This window comes from Limnohabitans sp. 2KL-1, assembly GCF_003063435.1.
Classification (GTDB): domain Bacteria; phylum Pseudomonadota; class Gammaproteobacteria; order Burkholderiales; family Burkholderiaceae_C; genus Limnohabitans_A.
Genome location: NZ_NESL01000001.1, coordinates 423,517 through 443,976, shown reverse-complemented (window position 1 = coordinate 443,976; position 20,460 = coordinate 423,517). Strand labels below are relative to the sequence as shown.

General features: G+C 58.9%; 21 protein-coding genes and 1 tRNA gene. 13 read left to right on the top strand and 9 right to left on the bottom strand.

The window, feature by feature from the left end:
- Positions 1-77 precede the first annotated feature (77 nt).
- The 3 genes from B9Z47_RS02035 to B9Z47_RS02025 all read left to right on the top strand — a co-directional run bounded on the left by B9Z47_RS02035 (position 78) and on the right by B9Z47_RS02025 (position 1,780).
- Positions 78-518 (top strand): glycerate kinase, encoded by a 441-nt coding sequence (locus B9Z47_RS02035; RefSeq protein ID WP_108329568.1) that lies wholly within the window; start codon positions 78-80, stop codon positions 516-518.
- 92 nt (positions 519-610) lie between these two features.
- Positions 611-1,561: a branched-chain amino acid transaminase gene (locus B9Z47_RS02030; protein WP_108329567.1), complete on the top strand. Its 951-nt coding sequence runs from the start codon at positions 611-613 to the stop codon at positions 1,559-1,561.
- A 12-nt stretch (positions 1,562-1,573) separates the two neighbouring features.
- Complete coding sequence (locus B9Z47_RS02025) at positions 1,574-1,780, top strand: zinc-finger domain-containing protein (protein ID WP_108329566.1); 207 nt, start codon at positions 1,574-1,576, stop codon at positions 1,778-1,780.
- A 93-nt stretch (positions 1,781-1,873) separates the two neighbouring features.
- Here B9Z47_RS02025 and B9Z47_RS02020 read toward each other — a convergent pair whose 3' ends face one another.
- From B9Z47_RS02020 to B9Z47_RS02005, 4 genes are all read right to left on the bottom strand, one after another.
- On the bottom strand, positions 1,874-2,869 hold the full coding sequence (locus B9Z47_RS02020; RefSeq protein WP_108329565.1) for a hypothetical protein: 996 nt from the start codon (positions 2,867-2,869) through the stop codon (positions 1,874-1,876).
- 112 nt (positions 2,870-2,981) lie between these two features.
- A complete protein-coding gene (locus tag B9Z47_RS02015) occupies positions 2,982-4,256 on the bottom strand; it encodes a HAMP domain-containing sensor histidine kinase (protein WP_108329564.1) in 1,275 nt (424 codons plus the stop codon).
- Positions 4,257-4,265: 9 nt separating this feature from the next.
- Positions 4,266-4,967: a response regulator gene (locus B9Z47_RS02010; protein ID WP_108329563.1), complete on the bottom strand. Its 702-nt coding sequence runs from the start codon at positions 4,965-4,967 to the stop codon at positions 4,266-4,268.
- A gap of 60 nt (positions 4,968-5,027) precedes the next feature.
- Positions 5,028-6,374 (bottom strand): MFS transporter, encoded by a 1,347-nt coding sequence (locus tag B9Z47_RS02005; protein WP_199226235.1) that lies wholly within the window; start codon positions 6,372-6,374, stop codon positions 5,028-5,030.
- Between the two features lie 57 nt (positions 6,375-6,431).
- On the opposite strand from B9Z47_RS02005, the gene B9Z47_RS02000 reads away from it, so the two are divergent.
- Entirely contained in the window at positions 6,432-7,304 is an 873-nt protein-coding gene (locus B9Z47_RS02000) for a M48 family metallopeptidase (RefSeq protein WP_108329561.1), read from the top strand.
- Between the two features lie 97 nt (positions 7,305-7,401).
- Here B9Z47_RS02000 and B9Z47_RS01995 read toward each other — a convergent pair whose 3' ends face one another.
- A complete protein-coding gene (locus tag B9Z47_RS01995) occupies positions 7,402-8,040 on the bottom strand; it encodes an MBL fold metallo-hydrolase (RefSeq protein ID WP_108329560.1) in 639 nt (212 codons plus the stop codon).
- A gap of 92 nt (positions 8,041-8,132) precedes the next feature.
- Here B9Z47_RS01995 and B9Z47_RS01990 point away from each other — a divergent pair, with 92 nt between their 5' ends.
- Positions 8,133-8,855, top strand: coding sequence for a methyltransferase (locus B9Z47_RS01990; protein ID WP_108329559.1), 723 nt, complete (start codon positions 8,133-8,135; stop codon positions 8,853-8,855).
- A gap of 57 nt (positions 8,856-8,912) precedes the next feature.
- Positions 8,913-9,971: an oxidoreductase gene (locus B9Z47_RS01985; protein ID WP_108329558.1), complete on the top strand. Its 1,059-nt coding sequence runs from the start codon at positions 8,913-8,915 to the stop codon at positions 9,969-9,971.
- Positions 9,972-10,020: 49 nt separating this feature from the next.
- Here the strand turns inward: B9Z47_RS01985 and B9Z47_RS01980 are convergent, their stop codons facing one another.
- Positions 10,021-10,824 carry an exodeoxyribonuclease III gene (locus B9Z47_RS01980; RefSeq protein WP_199226234.1) on the bottom strand — a complete coding sequence of 268 codons (804 nt, stop codon included), beginning with the start codon at positions 10,822-10,824 and terminating at the stop codon, positions 10,021-10,023.
- Between B9Z47_RS01980 and pyrE the strand changes: the two genes are divergently transcribed.
- The 6 genes from pyrE (at position 10,823) to B9Z47_RS01950 (ending at position 18,105) form a co-directional block, all read left to right on the top strand.
- Positions 10,823-11,527, top strand: a complete 705-nt coding sequence (gene pyrE, locus B9Z47_RS01975) for an orotate phosphoribosyltransferase (RefSeq protein WP_108329557.1) — start codon at positions 10,823-10,825, stop codon at positions 11,525-11,527. The two genes, B9Z47_RS01980 and pyrE, sit on opposite strands and share 2 nt — an antisense overlap.
- 364 nt (positions 11,528-11,891) lie before the next feature.
- Positions 11,892-13,190 carry a TolC family protein gene (locus tag B9Z47_RS01970; RefSeq protein WP_158271599.1) on the top strand — a complete coding sequence of 433 codons (1,299 nt, stop codon included), beginning with the start codon at positions 11,892-11,894 and terminating at the stop codon, positions 13,188-13,190.
- 28 nt (positions 13,191-13,218) lie between these two features.
- A complete protein-coding gene (locus B9Z47_RS01965; RefSeq protein WP_108329555.1) occupies positions 13,219-15,459 on the top strand; it encodes a type I secretion system permease/ATPase in 2,241 nt (746 codons plus the stop codon).
- On the top strand, positions 15,456-16,667 hold the full coding sequence (locus B9Z47_RS01960) for an HlyD family efflux transporter periplasmic adaptor subunit (RefSeq protein ID WP_108329554.1): 1,212 nt from the start codon (positions 15,456-15,458) through the stop codon (positions 16,665-16,667). The genes B9Z47_RS01965 and B9Z47_RS01960 overlap by 4 nt, the downstream gene beginning before the upstream one ends.
- A 26-nt stretch (positions 16,668-16,693) precedes the next feature.
- Positions 16,694-17,386, top strand: coding sequence for a helix-turn-helix domain-containing protein (locus tag B9Z47_RS01955; RefSeq protein WP_108329553.1), 693 nt, complete (start codon positions 16,694-16,696; stop codon positions 17,384-17,386).
- Between the two features lie 71 nt (positions 17,387-17,457).
- Positions 17,458-18,105 carry a helix-turn-helix transcriptional regulator gene (locus B9Z47_RS01950; RefSeq protein ID WP_146185741.1) on the top strand — a complete coding sequence of 216 codons (648 nt, stop codon included), beginning with the start codon at positions 17,458-17,460 and terminating at the stop codon, positions 18,103-18,105.
- 3 nt (positions 18,106-18,108) lie between these two features.
- On the opposite strand, the gene B9Z47_RS01945 is transcribed toward B9Z47_RS01950, so the two are convergent.
- Positions 18,109-18,184 (bottom strand) — tRNA-Arg (locus B9Z47_RS01945).
- A 144-nt stretch (positions 18,185-18,328) separates the two neighbouring features.
- On the opposite strand from B9Z47_RS01945, the gene B9Z47_RS01940 reads away from it, so the two are divergent.
- Positions 18,329-18,856, top strand: coding sequence for a cytochrome c5 family protein (locus B9Z47_RS01940; protein WP_108329551.1), 528 nt, complete (start codon positions 18,329-18,331; stop codon positions 18,854-18,856).
- 29 nt (positions 18,857-18,885) lie between these two features.
- Here the strand turns inward: B9Z47_RS01940 and B9Z47_RS01935 are convergent, their stop codons facing one another.
- Both B9Z47_RS01935 and B9Z47_RS01930 read right to left on the bottom strand, forming a co-directional pair.
- Positions 18,886-19,449: a DUF2946 family protein gene (locus tag B9Z47_RS01935; protein WP_108329550.1), complete on the bottom strand. Its 564-nt coding sequence runs from the start codon at positions 19,447-19,449 to the stop codon at positions 18,886-18,888.
- Positions 19,442-20,455, bottom strand: a complete 1,014-nt coding sequence (locus B9Z47_RS01930; protein WP_108329549.1) for a YheT family hydrolase — start codon at positions 20,453-20,455, stop codon at positions 19,442-19,444. The genes B9Z47_RS01935 and B9Z47_RS01930 overlap by 8 nt, the downstream gene beginning before the upstream one ends.
- Between the last annotated feature and the right edge of the window lie 5 nt (positions 20,456-20,460).

Sequence of the window (20,460 nt, the reverse complement as noted above, 5' to 3'; positions counted from 1 at the left end):
AGGACACCGAATCGCGTCCGTGGTCACCCGAACGCCAACGGCGAAGCTTGCGTCATTTACAAGGCAAAATCCAGCCCATGAATTTCAACAAAATACTCGCACCGCTGGCCATCATCGTGTTCACCGTCGGGGCTTGGCAAGCCTTTCAGTGGGCAGGCATTGCATTGGCCGCGGGCGGCGTGATCATGTGGGTTTTGCTGCACTTCACACGCATGGTCACCATCTTGAAAAAAGCGGCCAACCGCCCCATCGGCCATGTGGCCAGCGCGGTGATGCTCAACGCCAAGCTCAAAAAGGGCGCGACCTTGATGCACGTCATCGCCATGACGCGGTCGCTGGGTAAGTTACTGACCGAAAAGGACGCCCAGCCCGAGATTTTTCGCTGGACCGACACCGGTCAATCGCATGTGACCTGCACCTTTGTGGGCGGCAAACTGACCGACTGGTCGCTGACTCGCCCCGCGCCCGAACACAGCGACATCGCTGAACAGGCCGCCTCCGCGGCTACCGTCCGCTGATTCTGGGTCACCCGGGCGTCTTGCAGGCGAACGTGAGACCTTAAAATCATTTTTTTGTACTGTTGATTGCACCTTCTTTAAAGGACACTTTCATGAGCGTTGTCATTCCTTCGATGTCAGACCGCGACGGCAAAATCTGGATGGACGGCCAGATGGTCGATTGGCGCGATGCCAAGATCCATGTGCTGAGCCACACCTTGCACTACGGCTGCGGCGCTTTTGAAGGCGTGCGCGCTTACAAAACCGAGCAAGGCACCGCCATCTTCCGCCTGCAAGAGCACACCGACCGCCTGTTCAACAGCGCCAAGATCCTGCGCATGGCCATCCCGTTCACCAAAGATCAAGTGAACCAAGCCCAACGCGACGTAGTCCGTGAGAACCAACTCGAAAGCGGCTACATCCGCCCACTGACTTGGATTGGCGACAAGAAATTGGGCGTCAGCCCCAAAGGCAACACCATCCACTTGATGGTGGCAGCTTGGACCTGGGGTGCCTATTTGGGCGAAGAAGGTATGAAGCGCGGCATCCGCGTCAAAACTTCGAGCTACACCCGCCACCACGTCAACATCACCATGACACAGGCCAAGGCGGTGAGCAACTACACCAACTCCATCCTGGCCAACATGGAAGTGACCGACGAAGGCTACGACGAAGCTCTGTTGCTGGACACCTCGGGCTTTGTATCCGAAGGCGCTGGCGAAAACATCTTTGTGGTCAAAGACGGCGTGATCTACACCCCCGATTTGTCGGCTGGCGCCCTGAACGGCATCACCCGCAACACCGTGTTCCACATCGCCAAAGATTTGGGCCTGGAGATCGTGCAAAAGCGCATCACCCGCGACGAGGTCTACATCGCCGACGAAGCCTTCTTCACCGGCACCGCTGCCGAAGTGACCCCCATCCGCGAACTAGACCGCATCGAGCTGGGCAAAGATGGCTATGTGGGCAGCCGTGGCCCGGTCACCGAGAAAATCCAGACCGCGTTCTTTGACATCGTCAATGGTCGCAACCCCAAGTACGCCCACTGGCTGACTTTGGTTTAAGGAGCAAGATCCATGAGCACCCAAGCCGTTGAATTGCTGGCCGCCGATCTGAACCCGCAGGGCGGCGTTTTCTGCCCCAGCCCCAAAGCCGACATGAAACTCTGGAACAGCCACCCCAAGGTCTACCTGGATGTGGCCAAAACCGGCGAAGCCAAGTGCCCTTATTGCGGCACGGTTTACAAGCTCAAAGCGGGAGAGCAGGTGGCTCACAGCCATTGAGCCACGCGAGATGCTGACGGCCCAAGATGGCCCGGCACCCACCACCGCCTGAGGGCGGTGGTGCCCGGTAACAGACACCAAGGCGCCCCGAGCTCAGTCAGCCAAACGCCTCAACAAGGCGCGCATATCCGCCTCCTCTTGGTGCACCGAGTAAGTGGCCGAGAGTTTGTTCAAAGTGGCGGGGGCTGGTGCAGTCTCGCCGGGGTTGGCGTCCCAATCGGCGACGCGGCGCAAGACCTGCTGAGCCAAGCTCACCAAATTCCCAGACTCGATTTCATCAAAAACATCGGGGTGCCAATACTCCCGGGCACCTTGCCCGGTGTAGCCCACCACGCGATTTCCACTCAGAGCCGCCTCCAAAGGGGGTAAAGGGCAGCCTTCAAAATGGCTGAACGACATGAATATCCGAGAGCGAGACAGCAACTCGGCCACCCCGGATTCGTTGAGCCCATCGATTGGCTGAATTTTCCAGTGGGCCGGCAAATGACTGCGCAGGAAAAAAAGTGCCTTGGCAGAATGATCGGCCAACTTTCGCGGCATGTAAGTGATCAAGTTTTCTTTGGCCCGATGCGGATTGAAGTTGCCGACATCGATGGAGTAATGCACCCTCAAGATGCGCTCTTGAACACCTGGAAACGCCATCGCCACACACCGGGTCGCATCCTCCGAAATCGTCAAAATGCACTTGGCCCCGCGATAAGCACGGTCCAAATCATCTGGCTGCCCTTTGTTGATGTAATAACCATTTTGCACATAAATGACATAAGGCACCTTGGCTTCCAGCAACTGAACACCGTATTTGCGCACCCACAGCTCGGGCACCACCACCACATCGCGCGCAGGGTCAAAAACACCACGGATATCGGACTTGCTGGGCTTGCCGACCCAGCGCCACTTGAACCGCTCCCGCCGCAGAGGAACATGGCTCTCAAACCACTGCACTTTGAAACGCCATGTGTTGGGGTGCAAAACGCAGGCGCGCCCACCCGAGGGGCCGAGCAATTCGTTCATCAACGCCGCTTGGCGGTAAATCACTTTGACCCCACCCACCGCTTTTTTAACGGCCGGGCACAAAAACACCAGTTCCATACATTGACCCATTCAAGCATTTGGCTGCGCAAGTATGTCGCAATTTGTGCTGATAAAGCATGCTTGACGGGCCATTTTGCAAACGACTGGATCTGGACCTTCTCTGCCGGTTTCACCAGCGAATCACAAAACACGCACCGCCCCCCACACGGTCCTCGCAGGAGACCTCGGCAGCATGGCGTTCGGCAATTGATTTGACGAGCGACAGGCCAAGGCCCACACCGCCCACCCGCTCACTGGCCCCGGGCAATCGGAAAAACGGTTCAAAAATACGTGCACGGTAGGGCGTGGGCACACCTGGTCCACGGTCACAAACGCTGAGCCACACCCCCCCGGCGCGCCTGCCCAATGTCAGGACCACATCGTCAGCCAAGTCTGCCGGCACGCCATGACGCCGCGCATTTTCCAACAGGTTGCGCACCATGCGACGCAACAATTTGGCCACGCCAGGCACCTCCAGGTTCGCCAAGCCTTCGGGCACCTCCAACCGGGCACCGGTGCGGGCGCACTCTTCGGCGCACAAACCCACCAGATCCACCGGCTCCACCGTCCCGATGTCGGCCTCTTGGGCATCCAGTCGGCTGGCCAGCAAAATTTCGTCGATGAGTTGGTCCAGTTCGGCCATGTTGCGCAGGATTTCGGCGCGGTTGCGGCCCATCTGCACCGAGTCGGCTGCTGGCGCGTTCATCAACTCCAGCCCCATGCGAATGCGCGCCAGGGGCGAGCGCAGCTCGTGCGAGGCATTGGCCAACAGGGACTTTTGCGCGGCCATCAGGCCTTCGATGCGTTCTGCTGCTGCATTGAACCGTTCAGACAAATCGGCCACCTCATCATCGCCTTGCACCGGCACGCGCACCGACAAGTCGCCTTCGCCCCAGCGCTGCACACCGCGCTGCAGACCTTCGAGCCGTTGCGTGAGCCTGCGCACCACAGGGTACAGCCCCAGCGCCACGGCCAGGCCAATCAGGCCCAGCATCCAGAAAAACCCCGAGGGCTGAGCCCACCAAGGCATTTCTTTGTGCAAGTGGGCAGGCATGCGTCCGTTCGGTGCAGGCCCCATGCCCGGCAGGGCCAGAGGCCGACGGCGCTCTTCCATCTGCACCCCGTTGCGCAACACGTGCAACTGCAAAGGCTGGCCATCAGGCAACGTCAGGTCAAACGTCAGCGGTCCCCCGGGGCCACGCCGTCGGGTAGAGGCCAGCACCTCGCCTTGCGCATTCAACACCACCCATTCATGTGGCATGGGCGGTTCGGCGTGGTGCTCCACACTCGCCCGCCAGACCCAGCCCACGACCAACATGAGCAGCGTCACACCCGCCACCACCGCCAACCAGATGCGCAGGTACAAATGACGCGACCAATGACGGGACAGGGCCTGAAAGGGCATGGTGACGTTTCAGTCCTGCTGCCGTGCAAACACGTAACCGACGCCACGCACCGTCAAAATGCGCTGGGGCGACCGGGGGTCCACCTCGATGGCGGCACGGATGCGGCCCATGTGCACATCGATGGAGCGGTCAAAGGCCTCCAGCTCACGGCCGCGCACCGCTTCCATGATCTGGTCACGCGTGAGCACGCGGCCTGCGCGCTCGGCCAACGCCACCAGCAAGTCGTACTGGTAAGAGGTCAAATCGCACGCCTGCCCCTTGACGCTGACGCGGCGGGCATCGCGGTCGATCTCGAGCGAGCCAAATTGCATGAGTTGTTGAGGCGCGTCATGGGCGGTGCTCTTGCGTCGCAAAATGGCCTTGATGCGCGCCAGCAGCTCGCGCGGCTCAAAGGGCTTGGGCAAATAGTCGTCCGCCCCCATTTCAAGCCCGATGACGCGGTCCATCGGGTCGCCTTTGGCCGTGAGCATGAGCACCGGCACCTGTCCCGCGCTGCCAGGCAAGGCCCGGATGCGTTGGCACACCTGCAAGCCATCCATGTCGGGCAGCATCAGGTCCAGGATCACCAGATCCACGCCCGGGCTGTGCAAACGGGCCAGGCCACTTTGGGCATCGGGCGCATGGGTCACGCCAAACCCGTTTTGCCCCAGATAGTCCGCCACCATGCCCGCCAAACGGGCATCGTCTTCGATCATCAAGAGTTGTTGCATCGGGTGATCATCTCCTGCACGCGCAAGCTTGTCGTGTGCTTTGGGTAAAGATGCGTAAATTTAGCGCTTCACCCGGGCATGCACCCGGGACGCCAGCGCCACCAGCAGCAGCACCGGCAAACCCAACCAAGCCGTGGCCGTGAAGAAGCTGGCGTAACCATGCGCATCGACAAAGTCACCCGAAAACCCCGCAATGAACTTGGGCAGCAGCAGCATCATGGAGCTGAGCAGCGCATATTGCGTGGCCGAATAACTGACATTGGTGAGCGAAGACAAATAAGCGATGAAGGCCGCTGAGGCAATGCCGCTGGCCAGATTGTCAGCCGAGATGACCCAGACCAGCGCCTGCACATCATGCCCCACACCGCTGAGCCAGACAAACAGCAAATTGCTGGCCGCACTCAGCACGGCACCCAGCATCAGGATGCGCATCACACCCCAACGCGCCGACAGCACCCCACCCACAAACGCGCCCACCAGGGTCATGATCACGCCGTACACCTTCGTCACGCCCGCCACTTCTGTTTTGGTGAACCCCATGTCCACATAAAACGGATTGGCCATGATGCCCATGACCACATCGCTGATGCGGTAAACCGCGATCAGCGCCAGCAGCAAAACGGCCTGCCAGCGGTAGCGCAACCAAAAGTCGGCAAACGGATCGATCACCGCGCCCTTTAACCACTCGGCCACATTCCGGGCAGGCCGCAAAGGTGCCGCCACGGGTTCGGATGAACCCAGTACCACCAGCATGCCCGGCAACATGCTGAGCGCCATCACCAGATAAGCCGCTTGCCAGGCCGATTGCGCATAACCCACGGCTTGCTCGCCTTGGGCCCAGGCTGCGATCCACAATACGCCCGCACCGGCCCAGATCATGGCCAGCCGATAACCCGTCTGGTAGCTGGCCGCCAGCGCGGCCTGTGCGTTCACCCCGGCCGACTCGATGCGGTAAGCGTCGAGCGCAATGTCTTGCGTGGCAGAAGCCACCGCCACCGCCACCGCACAAGCCACCAAGGGACCCAGCAGCTGGGAAGGGTCATGCCACGCCATGCCCACCAGCCCACCTGCAACGACAAGTTGCGACAGCAACAACCAGCTGCGCCTGCGCCCCAGCTGCCGGGTCAGCCCGGGAATGGGCATGCGATCCACCAGCGGCGCCCACATCCACTTCACGCCATAGGCCAAACCCACCCAACTCAAATAGCCGATGGTGCTGCGGTCAATGCCCGCTTCGCGCAATCGGAAACTGAGCGTTCCCAGCACCAGCAACAGCGGCAGTCCAGCAGCGAACCCCAACACCAGCATGCGCAAGCTGGCCGGTTGCAAATACAGCCGCCAGGCTTCGCGCCAAGAGCGAACGGTGCCGGACGGGGTGTTATCAGGAGAAGTTGCAGTGTCGGACATCTGCGAATTATCGGTTGCCTCACTTGAATCCGGTCTGTTCGTTATCATTTGCGAACTATGTGCTTTATTTGCAACCTTCAAACCCCTGCTCCCGACGTCGTTTCTGACGCCGCGCCCCACACCTCTCCACGTTGGCAAGCCCGACGGGCTTTCATGTTGGCGGCGGGCACCGCAGCGGCCGGGTCGGCGCTGGCCCAGGTCGATGTGGGTTCGGCCTCAGGCCTGCGCAAATTGGTGCCGGCCGAAACGCTGGAAGGCTCTGCACGCCAACAATACACCCAGGTCCTGGCCGATGCCCGATCAAAAGGCGCACTGGCCCCTGATGGGCACCCGCAATTGCAGCGTCTGCACACCATTGCCAGAAAACTCATTCCACACACCGAACAATGGAACCCTCGTTCGCGCGAGTGGAAGTGGCAAGTCAACTTGATTGGCAGCAAGCAAATCAACGCGTGGTGCATGCCCGGCGGCAAGATCGCGTTTTACACCGGCATCCTGGACCAGCTGAAGCTGACCGATGATGAGGTGGCCATGATCATGGGCCACGAGATGGCACACGCCCTGCGCGAACACGCACGCGAACGGCTGGCCAAAAGCCAGGCCACCAGCTTTGGCCTGTCGATTGCATCGCAATTGCTGGGTCTGGGCGCATTGGGCGATGCGGCAGCCAACCTGGGCACGCAACTGCTGACCCTCAAATACGGGCGCGACGACGAAACCGAATCCGACTTGGTCGGGCTGGAAATTGCAGCGCGTGGCGGTTATCGCCCGGAAGCCAGCGTCAGTTTGTGGAAAAAAATGCTATCGGCCAACGGCAACGGCGGCCCCGCGTTCCTGTCCACGCACCCCAGCGGGGCCAATCGGATTGAGGAACTCGAAGCCAACTTGCCCAAAGTGCAACATCTTTATCAGCAAGCGCTTCGAGGCTAGTGGGTCATGCGGGCCTTGCGGGTCTGCGCGATCCAGATGCCCAAGCGCCAGGGCATCACAGACCGCACCTTCCGTGGCGCGGAATTTTTGAGCAACTTCAGGTTCCGCCCACATAAGGGTTGCTTTTGCGCTCACGTCCAAAGGTGCTTTCTGGGCCGTGGCCCGGGATGAACACCGTGCCATTGCCCATGGGCCACAGACGCTCGGTGATGCTGGCGATCAAGTGCTCGTGGTTGCCCTGCGGAAAATCGGTACGGCCAATGCTGCCCGCAAACAGCACATCGCCCACAAAGGCACGCTGGATTTCGGGCGAATAAAACACCACATGGCCCGGCGTGTGCCCGGGACAATGCCTCACCTGCAAAGTGTGGCTGCCCAACGTGACCGTGTCGCCATCGTGCAGCCAGCGCGTGGGCTTGAAAGCCCGTGCAGGAGGAAAACCGTACCCGGCCGCAGCCTGCGGCAAACCGTCGATCCAGAACTGGTCACCGGGGTGCGGGCCGATGATGGGCAACTGCAAACGCTCGGACAGTTCGGCCGTGCCTGCGGCGTGGTCCACATGGCCGTGGGTGATCCAGATCTGCTCCAGTTGGATCTGCAACTGCGCCACGGCCCCCAACAGCACATCCAGATCACCGCCGGGATCGATCACGGCAGCCTGCCGGGTCTGATCGTCCCAGACCAGGGAACAGTTTTGCTGAAAAGGCGTGACGGGGATCGTTTGGTATTGCAACATGCGCAAATTATAGGAACGCCGTTTGCCGCTACAGTCACCCCCAGCCAGCGCCACTTGATTCCCCCCGCCAGCGCGCTGCATCGATTGCTCATTTGCCACACCCGTCACCGGGCTACCTGACCAAACAGGACAGCATCGCGGTTGGGGGCGTGGATGACTTGCTCATCCGCTCCTTGCTCGACAACAACCAGTTTCACGACCCGCTCGATGAAGCACTCAACCTGGGCATTTCTTCGGCCACCTGGCCGCTGTTTGGCTTGCTGTGGCCTTCTGGTTCTCGCATGGCCGAGCGCATGGCACTGCGACCGGTGACCACCGAACGGATTTTGGAAATTGGCTGCGGCCTGGCGCTGTCCAGCCTAGTGGCACACCGGCGCGGGGCCGATGTGACGGCCAGCGACTGCCACCCGCTGACCCATGCTTTTCTGGACCACAACACCCGACTCAACGGCTTGGAGCCCATCACGTACCGCCATGGTTTGTGGGGCACAGCCGCCGTACGCGAAGATGGTCAACCCGTGTTGACGCAGGCGCATGACACCGGGGTGAGCGGCCTGTTTGACCTGATCGTGGGCAGCGACATCCTGTATGAACGCGATGACGAAGGGACGCTGGCCCACTTCATCAACACCCATGCCGCAGCGAGCTGCGAAATTTGGGTGGTGGACCCGAACCGGGGCAATCGTCCGGCATTTCACAAGCACATGGCCCGCGTGGGCTTTGCGATGCACGAGCAGGTGCTGGACCAACCGGCGCAATCGGGATCTGTGGCTTACAAGGGGCGCATGCTGACCTACACGCGCGCGCCCACATGACACCCGCCTGCTGGTTTAAGCTGACGGTCTGTTTTTGACTGAGATGAAAGCCTCTGGATGACCGCCTTCCTGAACGTGGGCCTGCTGGGCTACGGTTATGCCTCGGCCACTTTTCATGCGCCTTTGATCGCCGCCGTACCGGGCCTGCAACTCGCCGCTGTGGCCAGCCGCCGCCCGGGCGATGTGCTCGCCCACTGGCCGGACACCCCCGTGTGCGAAACACCCGAGGCCCTGATCGCCCGACCTGACATCGATTTGGTGGTGATCGCCACCCCCAACGACACCCATGCCCCGCTGGCCGCCCAAGCGCTGGCGGCGGGCAAGCATGTGGTGGTGGACAAGCCTTTCACCCTGAATGCGGCCGAGGCCCGGCACCTGATCGCGCTGGCCGAGCAGCACCAACGTGTGTTGTCGGTGTTTCACAACCGGCGCTGGGATGGTGATTTTTTGACTCTGCAGGCGCTGCTGCAAAGCGGCGAGTTGGGGCGGGTCACGCATGTCGAGTCGCACTTTGACCGCTACCGGCCCGTGGTGCGCCAGCGCTGGCGCGAATCGGGCAACCCTGGCAGCGGCCTGTGGTACGACCTGGGGCCACACCTGCTGGACCAGGCTCTGCAGCTGTTTGGCCAGCCACAAAGCCTGTGGCTGGACCTGGCCTGCCAACGTGACGGGGCTCAGGCCGACGACTGGTTTCACGCGGTGTTGCGGTACGACAGCCTGCGCGTGGTGCTGCACGCCAGCGCCCTGACGGCCCGCGTGGCACCGCGCTTTGTGGTGCATGGCACAAACGGCTCATGCGTCAAATGGGGACTGGACACGCAGGAAGACGCCCTCAAGGCAGGTTTGCGGCCTGACCTGACAGACACCGCCACCGATTGGGGCCTTGACCCACAGCCGCTGCACCTGACTTTGTCGGATTCGGCGCAACAGCTGACCGAACGCCAGCAGCCCTGCCTGCGCGGCGACTACCCGCAGTATTACGCCCGGGTGCGCGATGCGGTGCTGCACGGCAGCGCCAACCCAGTGCCCGCACAAGAGGCCTTGCAGGTGATGGCGCTGATAGAGCTGGGCTTGCAAAGTGCGGCGCATGGCCGGGTCATGGCCCTGGCGGGCTGAGCCGCGCCCCGTACTTCACAGCCTCACCGCACAAGGTCACCGCACAAGGTCACAGCGCGAAGTCGTAGCCGATGGTGATCGGCGCGTGGTCGGAGAATTTCTCGCTCTTGTAAATAGATTCGGTGCGGGCTTTCTCGGCCAGTGCCGGGGTGGCCAGGTGGTAATCCAGACGCCAGCCCACGTTGTTGGCATAGGCCTGGCCCCGGTTGCTCCACCATGTGTAGCAGGTGTCGGTGGTGTCCGGTTGCAAGTGGCGGTACACATCCACCACACCGCCTTCCGAGGTCAGCCGGGTCATCCAGGCGCGCTCTTCGGGCAAAAAGCCGCTGTTTTTCTGGTTGCTGCGCCAGTTCTTCAGGTCGGCCTGCTGGTGGGCGATGTTGACGTCGCTGCACACCACAAACTCGCGCTCGCCCTTGAGCGCCATCAGGTGCGGGTACATCTTGTCCAGAAAACGGAACTTGGCCTCTTGCCGCTCCGGGCCGGACGAGCCGCTGGGGAAATAGCTGCTGATGATGGACATCTTGCGTGCAGGGGTGTCAAAGCGCAGCTCCACATAGCGGCCCTCCGCATCAAACTCGCCGCCATCAAACCCGACCACCACATCGCTGGGCTCATGGCGGGTGTAGACGGCTACGCCGGAATAGCCCTTTTTTTCAGCAAAGTGGAAGTGGCCCTTCAGGCCCGCGAGTTCTTCAAACTTGCCCTCCACGTCGGGGGCCTGGGCTTTGACTTCTTGCACGCAAATACAATCGGGCTTTTCTTGCGCCAGCCAGGCTTCGACCCCTTTGGTCGTGGCCGAACGGATGCCGTTGAGGTTGAGGCTGGTGAGTTTGAACAAGGATTTCCCCATGGTGACAGGACAGGCAAGCAGCGCCGAGATGCAGGCGCTCGCTCAGGAATTTGTGCAATTTGCGGTCGATTCGGGCGTCTTGCGCTTTGGCGAATTCAAGACCAAAGCCGGGCGCATGAGCCCTTACTTCTTCAACGCCGGTCTGTTTGACGACGGTGCCAAGCTCAGCCGACTGGCGCAATTCTATGCAAAAGCCCTGCTGGCCAGCGGCATCGAGTTCGACATGATTTTTGGCCCGGCCTACAAGGGCATCCCGCTGGGCGCAGCGGTGGCCATCGAGCTGGCCCGCTTGGGCAAAAACGTGCCCTTTGCCTACAACCGCAAAGAAGCCAAAGACCACGGCGAAGGTGGCTCGCTGGTCGGCGCACCGCTCAAGGGCCGCGTACTGATCGTGGACGATGTGATGAGCGCAGGCACCGCCGCCCGCGAGTCGATTGCGCTGATCCAGGCCGCCGGGGCCACGCCCCACGCCATCGCGATTGCGCTGGACCGCCAGGAAATGGCCACCGAAAAACAGGCCGATGGCTCGGTGCAGGACGTGCCGCACAGCGCGGTTCAGTATGTGCGCAACACGCTGGGCATGCAGGTATGCACCATTGCCCAGCTGTCAGACCTGCTGGCTTATTTGTCGGCCCAAAGCGGCAACGAACTGGGTGAACACTTGCCCAGGGTGCAGGCATACCGGGACCGCTACGGCGTCTGAGAGACCCCAACCGCCTTGAGCTGACACCGGTCAACGCCGCTCACAGCCTTCTTTTTTCCATCGCCATGGGCCCCCCTGTAGATCACAGGGGGGCTTTTTTTTGCGCGTCTGAGCTTGCACAGCGTCATGCCAGACCAAATCGCCAAATACATCAGCCGAACGCTGGTAATTCGTTTTTCATACGAATTCAACATTTTTTAGCGAAATTGGGTCCCGAATACTCCTTTTGGCGGATTCATAACTTATCTTTTTTAACGAGAATTTCAGTTTTAACGTAACTGGTAATTCGTACCGCATGATTCATCTTGAATGCCAAAAGTATCTTCTTCGGTTGCTCTCGCAACTGAGGCCTGCTCATGGTCCTTTGGCTGGATTCAAATGGGCCCCATGGGGCGTGCTGGCCGCCGGTTTATCGATCAACCTGCAGGCTCAAACCTTGCCCGAAGTCGTCAATCAAGCCCTCCAGGCCTACCCCAGCATCCAGGCAGCAGCAGCGCAAACGTCTGCGGCGCGAGCAGACATCGCACGCGCCCGAAGCGCTCACTATCCTCAATTGGGCATGAGCGCCACAGCAAATGCCTATTCATCTGGCGTTTTTCCCTCGGGCACATCGCGCACCGCCCTGTCACCCACCGCCAAGCTCAACCTCTGGTCTGGCGGCAAGATCGAAGCCGAAGTTGAACGGGCACAGGCCTTGACCCAGGCGGCGGAGTTTTCAGAGGCGAGCACGCTCGATGATGTGGCCCAACTCGCGGCCGAAGCCTACTTGAATTGGGCCAAGACGGCCGACCTGTACAGCCTGGCGGTTCACAACGTCAACGCCCACCAGGACACGCTCAGTGATATCCGCAAAATTGTCGAAGTTGACAAAGGTCGTCGGGCTGACTACGAGCAAGCCCTGGTGCGCATGGAAAGCGCGCAACTGGCCATGCAACAACGCAAATCCGACTTCACCCAAGCCATCCAGCGGGTTCAAAGGTTCTGGCGCACCGACATGGACGCACGCCCCGTAGGCGTTGACAAGGCGGTTGCTCAAACGGGCCCGCTTGGCAATATCCCGGACACCTTGGCGCAAGCCATGGCCATGGTTTCGCCTCAATTGCCAGCCATTGCGCAGGCCCGTGCCAAGGTGCTGGCCGCTCAAGCTGCGGTTCGAGTCGCCAAGGGCCAGCAGTGGCCCACCGTCGATTTCACCGTCTCCAGACAACAGAACTCGGCCACGGGTCGACTCGAAGCCCTGTCCCAACTGCAGGTCAATGCCCCCCTCTACAACGGTGGTGGTTCTACAGCAGCCGTCGAGGCGGCTGTGGGCCAACTCAAGGCGGCCGAATTTGCCCAGGAAGAAGCCAAAATCTTGGCCCGTGAAAAAGTGGCCTTGGCTTGGCAAGAGTGGGCATCGGCCAAGGGCCGTGCCGCCACCGGCTCCAAACAGTCCTTGGTCGGCGACAAACTGGTCGATGCCTACCGTCAGCAGTTCCGCATCGCGAAAAGATCTTTATTGGACTTGCTCAACGTGCAGGCCGATGCCTTTGGCTACCGCACAGCCGCACAAGCGGCATTTCACGACGAGCGATTGGCGCGTGTGCGCTTGCTGGCTGCCGCTGGCGATCTGGCCAACCGCTTCGCAGCGGAACCAGGTCGCCTGCTGACCCCCGCTCCGTGAAGCCCAGCACAACAAATACATAAATTCGATGGCAAAAATGATTCCGATGATGGCAGCCAATGGCGGTGCCGCACAACCCACAGCCCAGGCCATACCTCAGCCAGGCGCCTCAACGTCGCCTCGACATGACATCCAGGCAGACCCGCTCTTGCTGTGCATGACCATGGCGGCCAAGTTGATGGGCCGCCCCGTTCATTACCAAGTGATGCGCGCAGGTTTCGCGCTGGACAACAAGGGCCGCGTTCCGCTGGCCGCGTACCCGGACATGGCCCACAAAAACGGCCTGTTGGCGGCTTGGTCACGCGTGAACGTGGCCGATATTCCGCACTATGTGCTGCCTGTCTTGATGCCTTTGCTCGATGGCAGGGCTTGCGTCTTGCGCAGCATTGAAGACAAAGAAGCCATCATCTGGTGGGCGGACAGGGGCATGGAGGACCAGCGCATTCCTTTGGCTGAACTGCAGGCTTTGGCGCGCCCCGAAGTACTGGCACTCAAGTTGCCCCCGACCCGGCATGACCAAACCTTGACGCCCCTGGAAGGCTCCGCCTTCAATTGGTTCTGGGACACGCTCTGGCGTTTTCGCGCCTTTTATGTCGAATCCATGGTGGCCACTGTCGTGGCGAACATCCTGACACTGGCCAGCGTGTTTTTCACGATGAACGTCTACGACCGTGTGGTGCCCACTGCCGCCTACACCTCGCTGTGGACGCTGGCCATCGGCACCACAGTGGCGATCTTTTTGGAATTCATCATGCGCTGGCTCAAGGCGCGGTTGGTGGATTTGGGTGGCAAAAAGGCTGACTTGGCCATCAACGCCACGCTGCTGCGTGAAATCATGTCGATCCGGCTTGAGCACCGCCCCCAGTCTGTCGGCATCTTCGCCAGTTCCATGCGTGACTTCGAGTCGCTCCGCGATTTCTTCTCTTCGGCATCGCTGGTGCTGCTGGCTGACATGCCTTTTGTGCTGATGTTTCTGGCCTTGATTGCCATGGTCGGCGGCCATCTGGTCTGGATTCCAGCTCTGGCGGTGCCTTTGTTGATCCTCATTGGCTTGGTGTCTCAAAAACCACTCATGACGGCCATGCGCGCCAACATGAAAGAGTCGGGTGACAAACAAAGCGTGCTGGTCGAGTCGGTCCTGAACCTGGAGTTGCTGAAGGCACACAACGCAGAGAGCTATTTGCAGCGCCGTTGGGAGATGTCCAACCTGGCCGGCTCTGACGCCTACAAAAAAATCCGCAGCCTGACCAACTGGATCATGGGGTTCACCACGTCGATTCAACAATTCGTCACCGTCGCCATGGTGGTGGCGGGCGTTTACATGATCCACGCCAACCAACTGACCTTGGGTGGACTGATTGCATCGGTCATTTTGGCAGGTCGCGCCATCTCGCCGTTGGCCAGTGTGATGTCTTTGGCTTCCCGTTACCAGCAAGCGTCTTCTTCGTTGGAAACGCTGGACGGTTTGATGAAACGACCACGTGACCGCAAACATGGCCGCAATTACCTGGTACCCGACACCATTTATGGTGGCTTGCAAGCTGAAGCCTTGGAATTCGCTTACCCCGGCGAGCACAAAATCCCGGTGATCAAAAAGCTCTCCATGATCATTGAGCCGGGCCAAAAAGTTGCCATGCTCGGACGCGTGGGCAGCGGCAAAAGTACGTTGCTGCGCTTGATGTCCGGTCTCTACGCACCCGTGGCTGGCAGTATCCGTCTCGATGGCGTTGACATGCAGCAGATCGAACCCACTGAAATGCGCAGTCGCATGGGCTACGTCGGCCAAGATGCACAGCTTTTCATGGGCACTTTGCGCGACAACCTGATCCTTGCCGACAGCTGGATCAGCGACGTCAGGATTGTCGAGACCCTGAAGCTGCTGAACATTTACGACATCGCTGCATCCCACCCCTTGGGACTTGACATGCCCGTGACAGAGGCGGGTGGCGGTTTGTCTGGTGGACAACGTCAATTGCTCTCCATCGCTCGCATGATGCTGCGCAACCCTCAAATGGTTTTCATGGATGAGCCGACGGCCAGCATGGATCAAAACACCGAGGCCCGCGTGATCACCGTGCTCAAGGATTGGCTGCAAGGCCGGACCTTGCTGATGGCAACGCACCGACCCCAGTTGCTGGAATGGGTCGACTCGATTGCCGTGATCGACGGTGGCCAATGCCTGGCTTTTGGCCCCAAACAAGAAATGATTGAAAAGTTATCCCGAGGGATTGACCTCAATGGTACGAAATCTCAAGGAGCGACTGCATGAAACTCTTCAGGTCTAAGAAAGCCAGTTTTGGCATCACAACGGTCGAAGATGATGAACGCCAAGCCAGCAAGAGTCTCGTTTGGGCCACCGGGTTGACCTTGTTGCTGGCATTGGGGTGGGCGTCCTGGTTTGAACTTGATGAGATCACACGCGGCCAAGGCAAGGTGATTCCAACCAGCCGTGAGCAAGTCATCCAGAGCCTGGACTCTGGTGTCTTGAGTGAACTGATGGTGCGCGAAGGCAGCGTGGTTGAGAAAGACCAGGTTCTTTTGCGCATTGACGATGCACGATCAGGCGCGGTTTACCGCGAAGCCAACGAAAAATACCTGGCCTTGTCTGCCTTGGCTGCACGCCTGAAGGCAGAGGCTTACAGCACCGCCCTCGTATTCCCGCCCGAACTCAATTCTCAGCCCGCTCTGATGAAGCAGGAGCTTCAGGCCTTCAACGCTCGCAAGCGCGCGTTGTCGGAATCATTGCGGGCCATTGATGGTTCTTTGCATGCGGTCAGCCGCGAGTTGACCATCACCGAGCCCTTGGTGCGCCAGGGTGTCATGTCCGAAGTGGAACTTTTGCGACTGAATCGCCAGAAGTCGGAATTGCTGGGTCAGCGCGCCGAACGGCAAAACCGCTACCTCACAGATGCCAACAATGAACTGGTACGCGTTTCATCCGAGTTGTCACAAACCAAAGAAAGCGCGTCTGCGCGTGAAGACGCTTATTTACGAACCACCATCAAGTCGCCGATGAAAGGGGTGGTCAAGAACGTTCAGATCACCACGGTTGGTGGTGTGGTGCAAGCCGGTCAACCCATTTTGGAGATCGTTCCAACTGAGGATGAAATGCTGGTGGAGGCCTATGTCAAACCTTCTGAGGTTGCCTTTCTCAAGATCGGTCAGGCCGCAGTTGTCAAACTGACCGCGTACGACTTCAACAAATACGGTGGCCTCGATGGCGTGCTGGAACACGTCAGCCCAGACACCTTGCGTGACGAGAAGCAACGCCGACCAGGCTACCCGGTCGAACTCGAGGAGGGCCTTTACCGGATCATCGTTCGAGTCAAGCAAACCACAGGTTTGCGCAATGGTCTTCGATTGACGCCGTCTCCCGGCATGACCGCCTCCGTTGAAATCCGGACCGGCTACAAAACCGTTCTCGAATACATCTTCAGACCACTTCAAAACGTCACACAAGCCTTGCGTGAACGCTGAACCCACCACTTTTTCAGGAGCCACTCATGAGTGATGAACAAATTTTCATGATCGACGAGGGTCGTACCGTTTTACCAGGCATCTTGCCTGAATCGGAATCGCGGATGCTTAACAAGCGCAAGACCGAAGTTGTGCAACCGCAATTTCTCAGTACGGCAGAAGCCGCAAGAATGCTGGGCTTATCCACAACGCTGGTGCAAACACTGGTTGACCAAGGCGAACTCAAAGGCTGGAAAACGCGTGGCGGCCACCGCCGGATTTCGCTGGACTCGATCGTCGATTATCAAAACGTCTCACGCCACTCGGTGAGTCGCCAAAACAAAACTACGAGCAAACCCAGAGTCACCGTGGTGATCGAACGACCAGGCTGGATTGATGGTTTTCGCAAAGACTTCAGCCAATGGAACCTGGCCATTGATGTCACTTTTTTCGACTCTGTCACAGAAGCTTTGCTCGATCTCTCCAGCAACCGACCTGACATGATCGTGGTGGAGATGTCGATGCCTCGCACGCATCAGGAAAAAACATTTCAAGCCTTGGAGAACTTCAATAAACGTGGGCACTCTCCACTTTCCGTTGTTTTGGTGACCGAAGAAAAGGGCCTGGCGTCATGCATGCCCATTGGGAGTGCATCTTCCATCCAACTGGTTCCCGGACCTTTGTCTTCGGTCTGGTTTCATGCGTATCTGACCGGTGTCATCGCATCATGCAGAATTTGAGCACATCCGTTTTGGTGAAGTCCTTTTCGCTGCAACGATCACAACTGCAGCCTGGACATCGCAAATCATTGATGTCTTCTAACCGCAGTGCCATGGCGCACTTGGGCCACGGCAGTACGCCGTCTTCAGACCCCCAAGGTGGTGCCTTGCGTCAACTGCGCCTGGACAAAGGCATTGATCCTTCGTTGCTCGCCACACAAGCATGTATTTCCTTGGCACAGTTGTACGAAATTGAAACCGGCCAAGGTGAACTTTTTTATTCGGACATCTTGCGCGAACAAACCGCGCGCCGCATCGCCCGTTTGCTCAATACCGAATGGAACGGCCTGACTGCGCGTCATCACGCGCCGCCATCAGGTACCAATGTGGTTCACTTGCCGCGCCCCGGCGCCTCCAGTTTTGTGCAGCGCCACGAGATGTCGCTTGACGCCTTGACAGGTGTTCATCTGTCACAGGCCCTGCCCATACAACCGGTTGCTTTGGGATTGGCCACCCCCAGTGCCGAACTGCAAACAGAGTTGCCTGAGACGGTCACCACTGCAACGAACAGCAGGACATCTTCCAAAAAATTCGGCTGGCAAGTTTTTTTGCCCCTGTCCACGGTCGCCATTTGCGCTGCCATGGGATGGGCTTTGACCCATCCTGACGCATGGGCAATGGCCAAGACAATGCTCAACACAACTCACGCCTGGATGGCGTCCATCATCTGGGGAGTTTGAATTTGGTGCGGCTGGCGGGGATCGAACCCACGACCCTTGGCTTCGGAGGCCAATACTCTATCCACTGAGCTACAGCCGCATGGCAATTAGCGGTCTTGATTATCTCACGGCTTCGCGCCCACAAGCTCTGCTTGAAAGCTATCCGAAGGGTGGGCCGCTATAATCAAAGGCTGATTTCGATCAACACACCAGCCCTTGCGGCCACGCCCCTACAGAGGATTTCATGAGCGACAACAGCCACGATCAACACGAAGCCCACACAGGCCCCGTCAAAACCCCCAAGCAAATGCTTTTGCTGAGTTTGGCCTCTTTCATCATTCCTGTGTTCATCATCATTGGCTTGGTGTTTTATGTCACTTCAGCCAACAAACCTGCTGCGGGCGCTGTCGATACCGAAAAATCCACAGCTCAGCGCATTCAGAAAGTAGGCATGGTCGAAATCCGCGATGCCAATCGTCCTTTGAAAGCGGGTGAAGAGGTTTACAAGGCGCAATGCGCAGCTTGTCACGCAGCGGGTGCAGCTGGCGCTCCCAAGTTTTCCGATACCGCCGCATGGAGTGCTCGGATCAAGCAGGGCCTGGAGGTGTTGTCCACTTCGGCACTCAAAGGCAAAGGCGCTATGGGTGCTCAGGGCGGCGGCGATTTCAATGATATTGAAATTGCGCGCGCTGTGGTTTACATGGCCAACAATGCGGGTGCCAAGTTTGATGAACCCAAAGCACCAGCCGCCGCTGAAGCCGAGAAAAAATAAACCGTCGGCATCAAAAAACCGACCTCCTATCAGGTCGGTTTTTTTACGCCTGGATCTTCTTGCATGCCCTGTTGTGGACTGATCACGTAGCCGAAACGACGAGGTAAATCTTTTGCAAAACAGTCTTCTATGGGCCACAGAGATTGTTCCAGTGCCTCAGCCACACAGCCCACATCCAAGGTGTGTACAAGTCCGAAGCCCATCTTCGTATTGAGATAAACGCACCCATTTTCATCCATCAAACACGTCAGCACTTGCGACGCATGACCTGTTTGCGCAACAGGCACAAAGGCAGCGTCGAGCCGCCAAATGTAAGGGGTTGACTCCAGCTCCACATACACCCGCTGTGGTCCATTCTGGAAGTACCACTGCCCTTGATGATCTGCCGCGTAATTGCGGTGAATGAACTCGATGAGTTTTTCATGCCTCAGGACAGAACCTTTCACACCTGAATTCTGACTCTGAAAAAGCCCCAAGCTCTGAACGCCGTCATCGCGCATGTACCACTGGCCGCGATTGCCCAAGCCCAGCCAGCCATAACAATCGGGTACATGCGGCCATTTCGCCATCGCTTGACGAACAAGGTCATCCATCAGATTTCTCCGTTTTTTTCAAACTCAGGCCAGCTGCAGTAAGCAACCAGCGGCCGACCCTTTCGGGTAGACCACACACATGACCGGGCCAGCTTCCCTCCGGAAACCCAACATGACCTCCGTGGGCTGGTTGCCACAATGTCACCATGGCGGAGATATCCGCTTTTTGTGGAAGGCTGCTGGCCGGTATAAAAGGATCATTGAGTGCATTCACAGCCAAAGCGGGTATGCGTATCTCGCTCATCAAGGGTTTGGCCGACGCCCTCGTCCAGTAATCCTCTGTACTTTCAAAGCCGTGCAGTGGCGCAGTGAACACATTGTCAAATTCATACAAATCACGCGCTGCCAACAAGGCTTGTCGGTCAAACAACCCAGGGTACTGCGCCAACTTGGCTAACGCCTTGCGTTTCATGGTGCGCAAAAACATGCGCGTGTAAACCTGCCGATTAAAGCCTTGGCCAATGGCCTGACCGCTTTGCATCAAGTCCAGTGGAGAGCAAATCGACGCGACGGCATCTGCGCTGTGAGCCGCGCTGTCACCGCGCTCTGCAGCCCAGCGCATCAGGGCATTGCCACCTAAAGAAATTCCCGTGGCCACCAAGCCTTTGCCGCCTGATGCTCGGTGCTGTTCTGCCAAGTTTTGCAGTAACCAGTCAATTTCCTGGTGATCCCCCGAGTGGTTTGCACGTGGCGCATGGTTCAATTCACCACTGCACCCTCGGAAATGCGGCACGGCAAAGTGCACATCGTGAATGACAGCCCAGTCAGCGAAGGCCTGTGCATAGTGGCTTTGCGAAGAGCCCTCCAGACCATGAAACAAAACCAACAAAGGGCGATCCACTTGGCTGGCCAATTGCCTGTCCACATCCACAAAATCTCCGTCTGGTGTGGTCCATCGCTCACGTTGAAAAGGCGTCGATACACCTAGCCGACGACGTGCATACAGTGCCGCCCAAATGGTTTGAGCGTGCCCCCCAGGCAGCCATGCAGGTGCGCAATATTGCATAACCC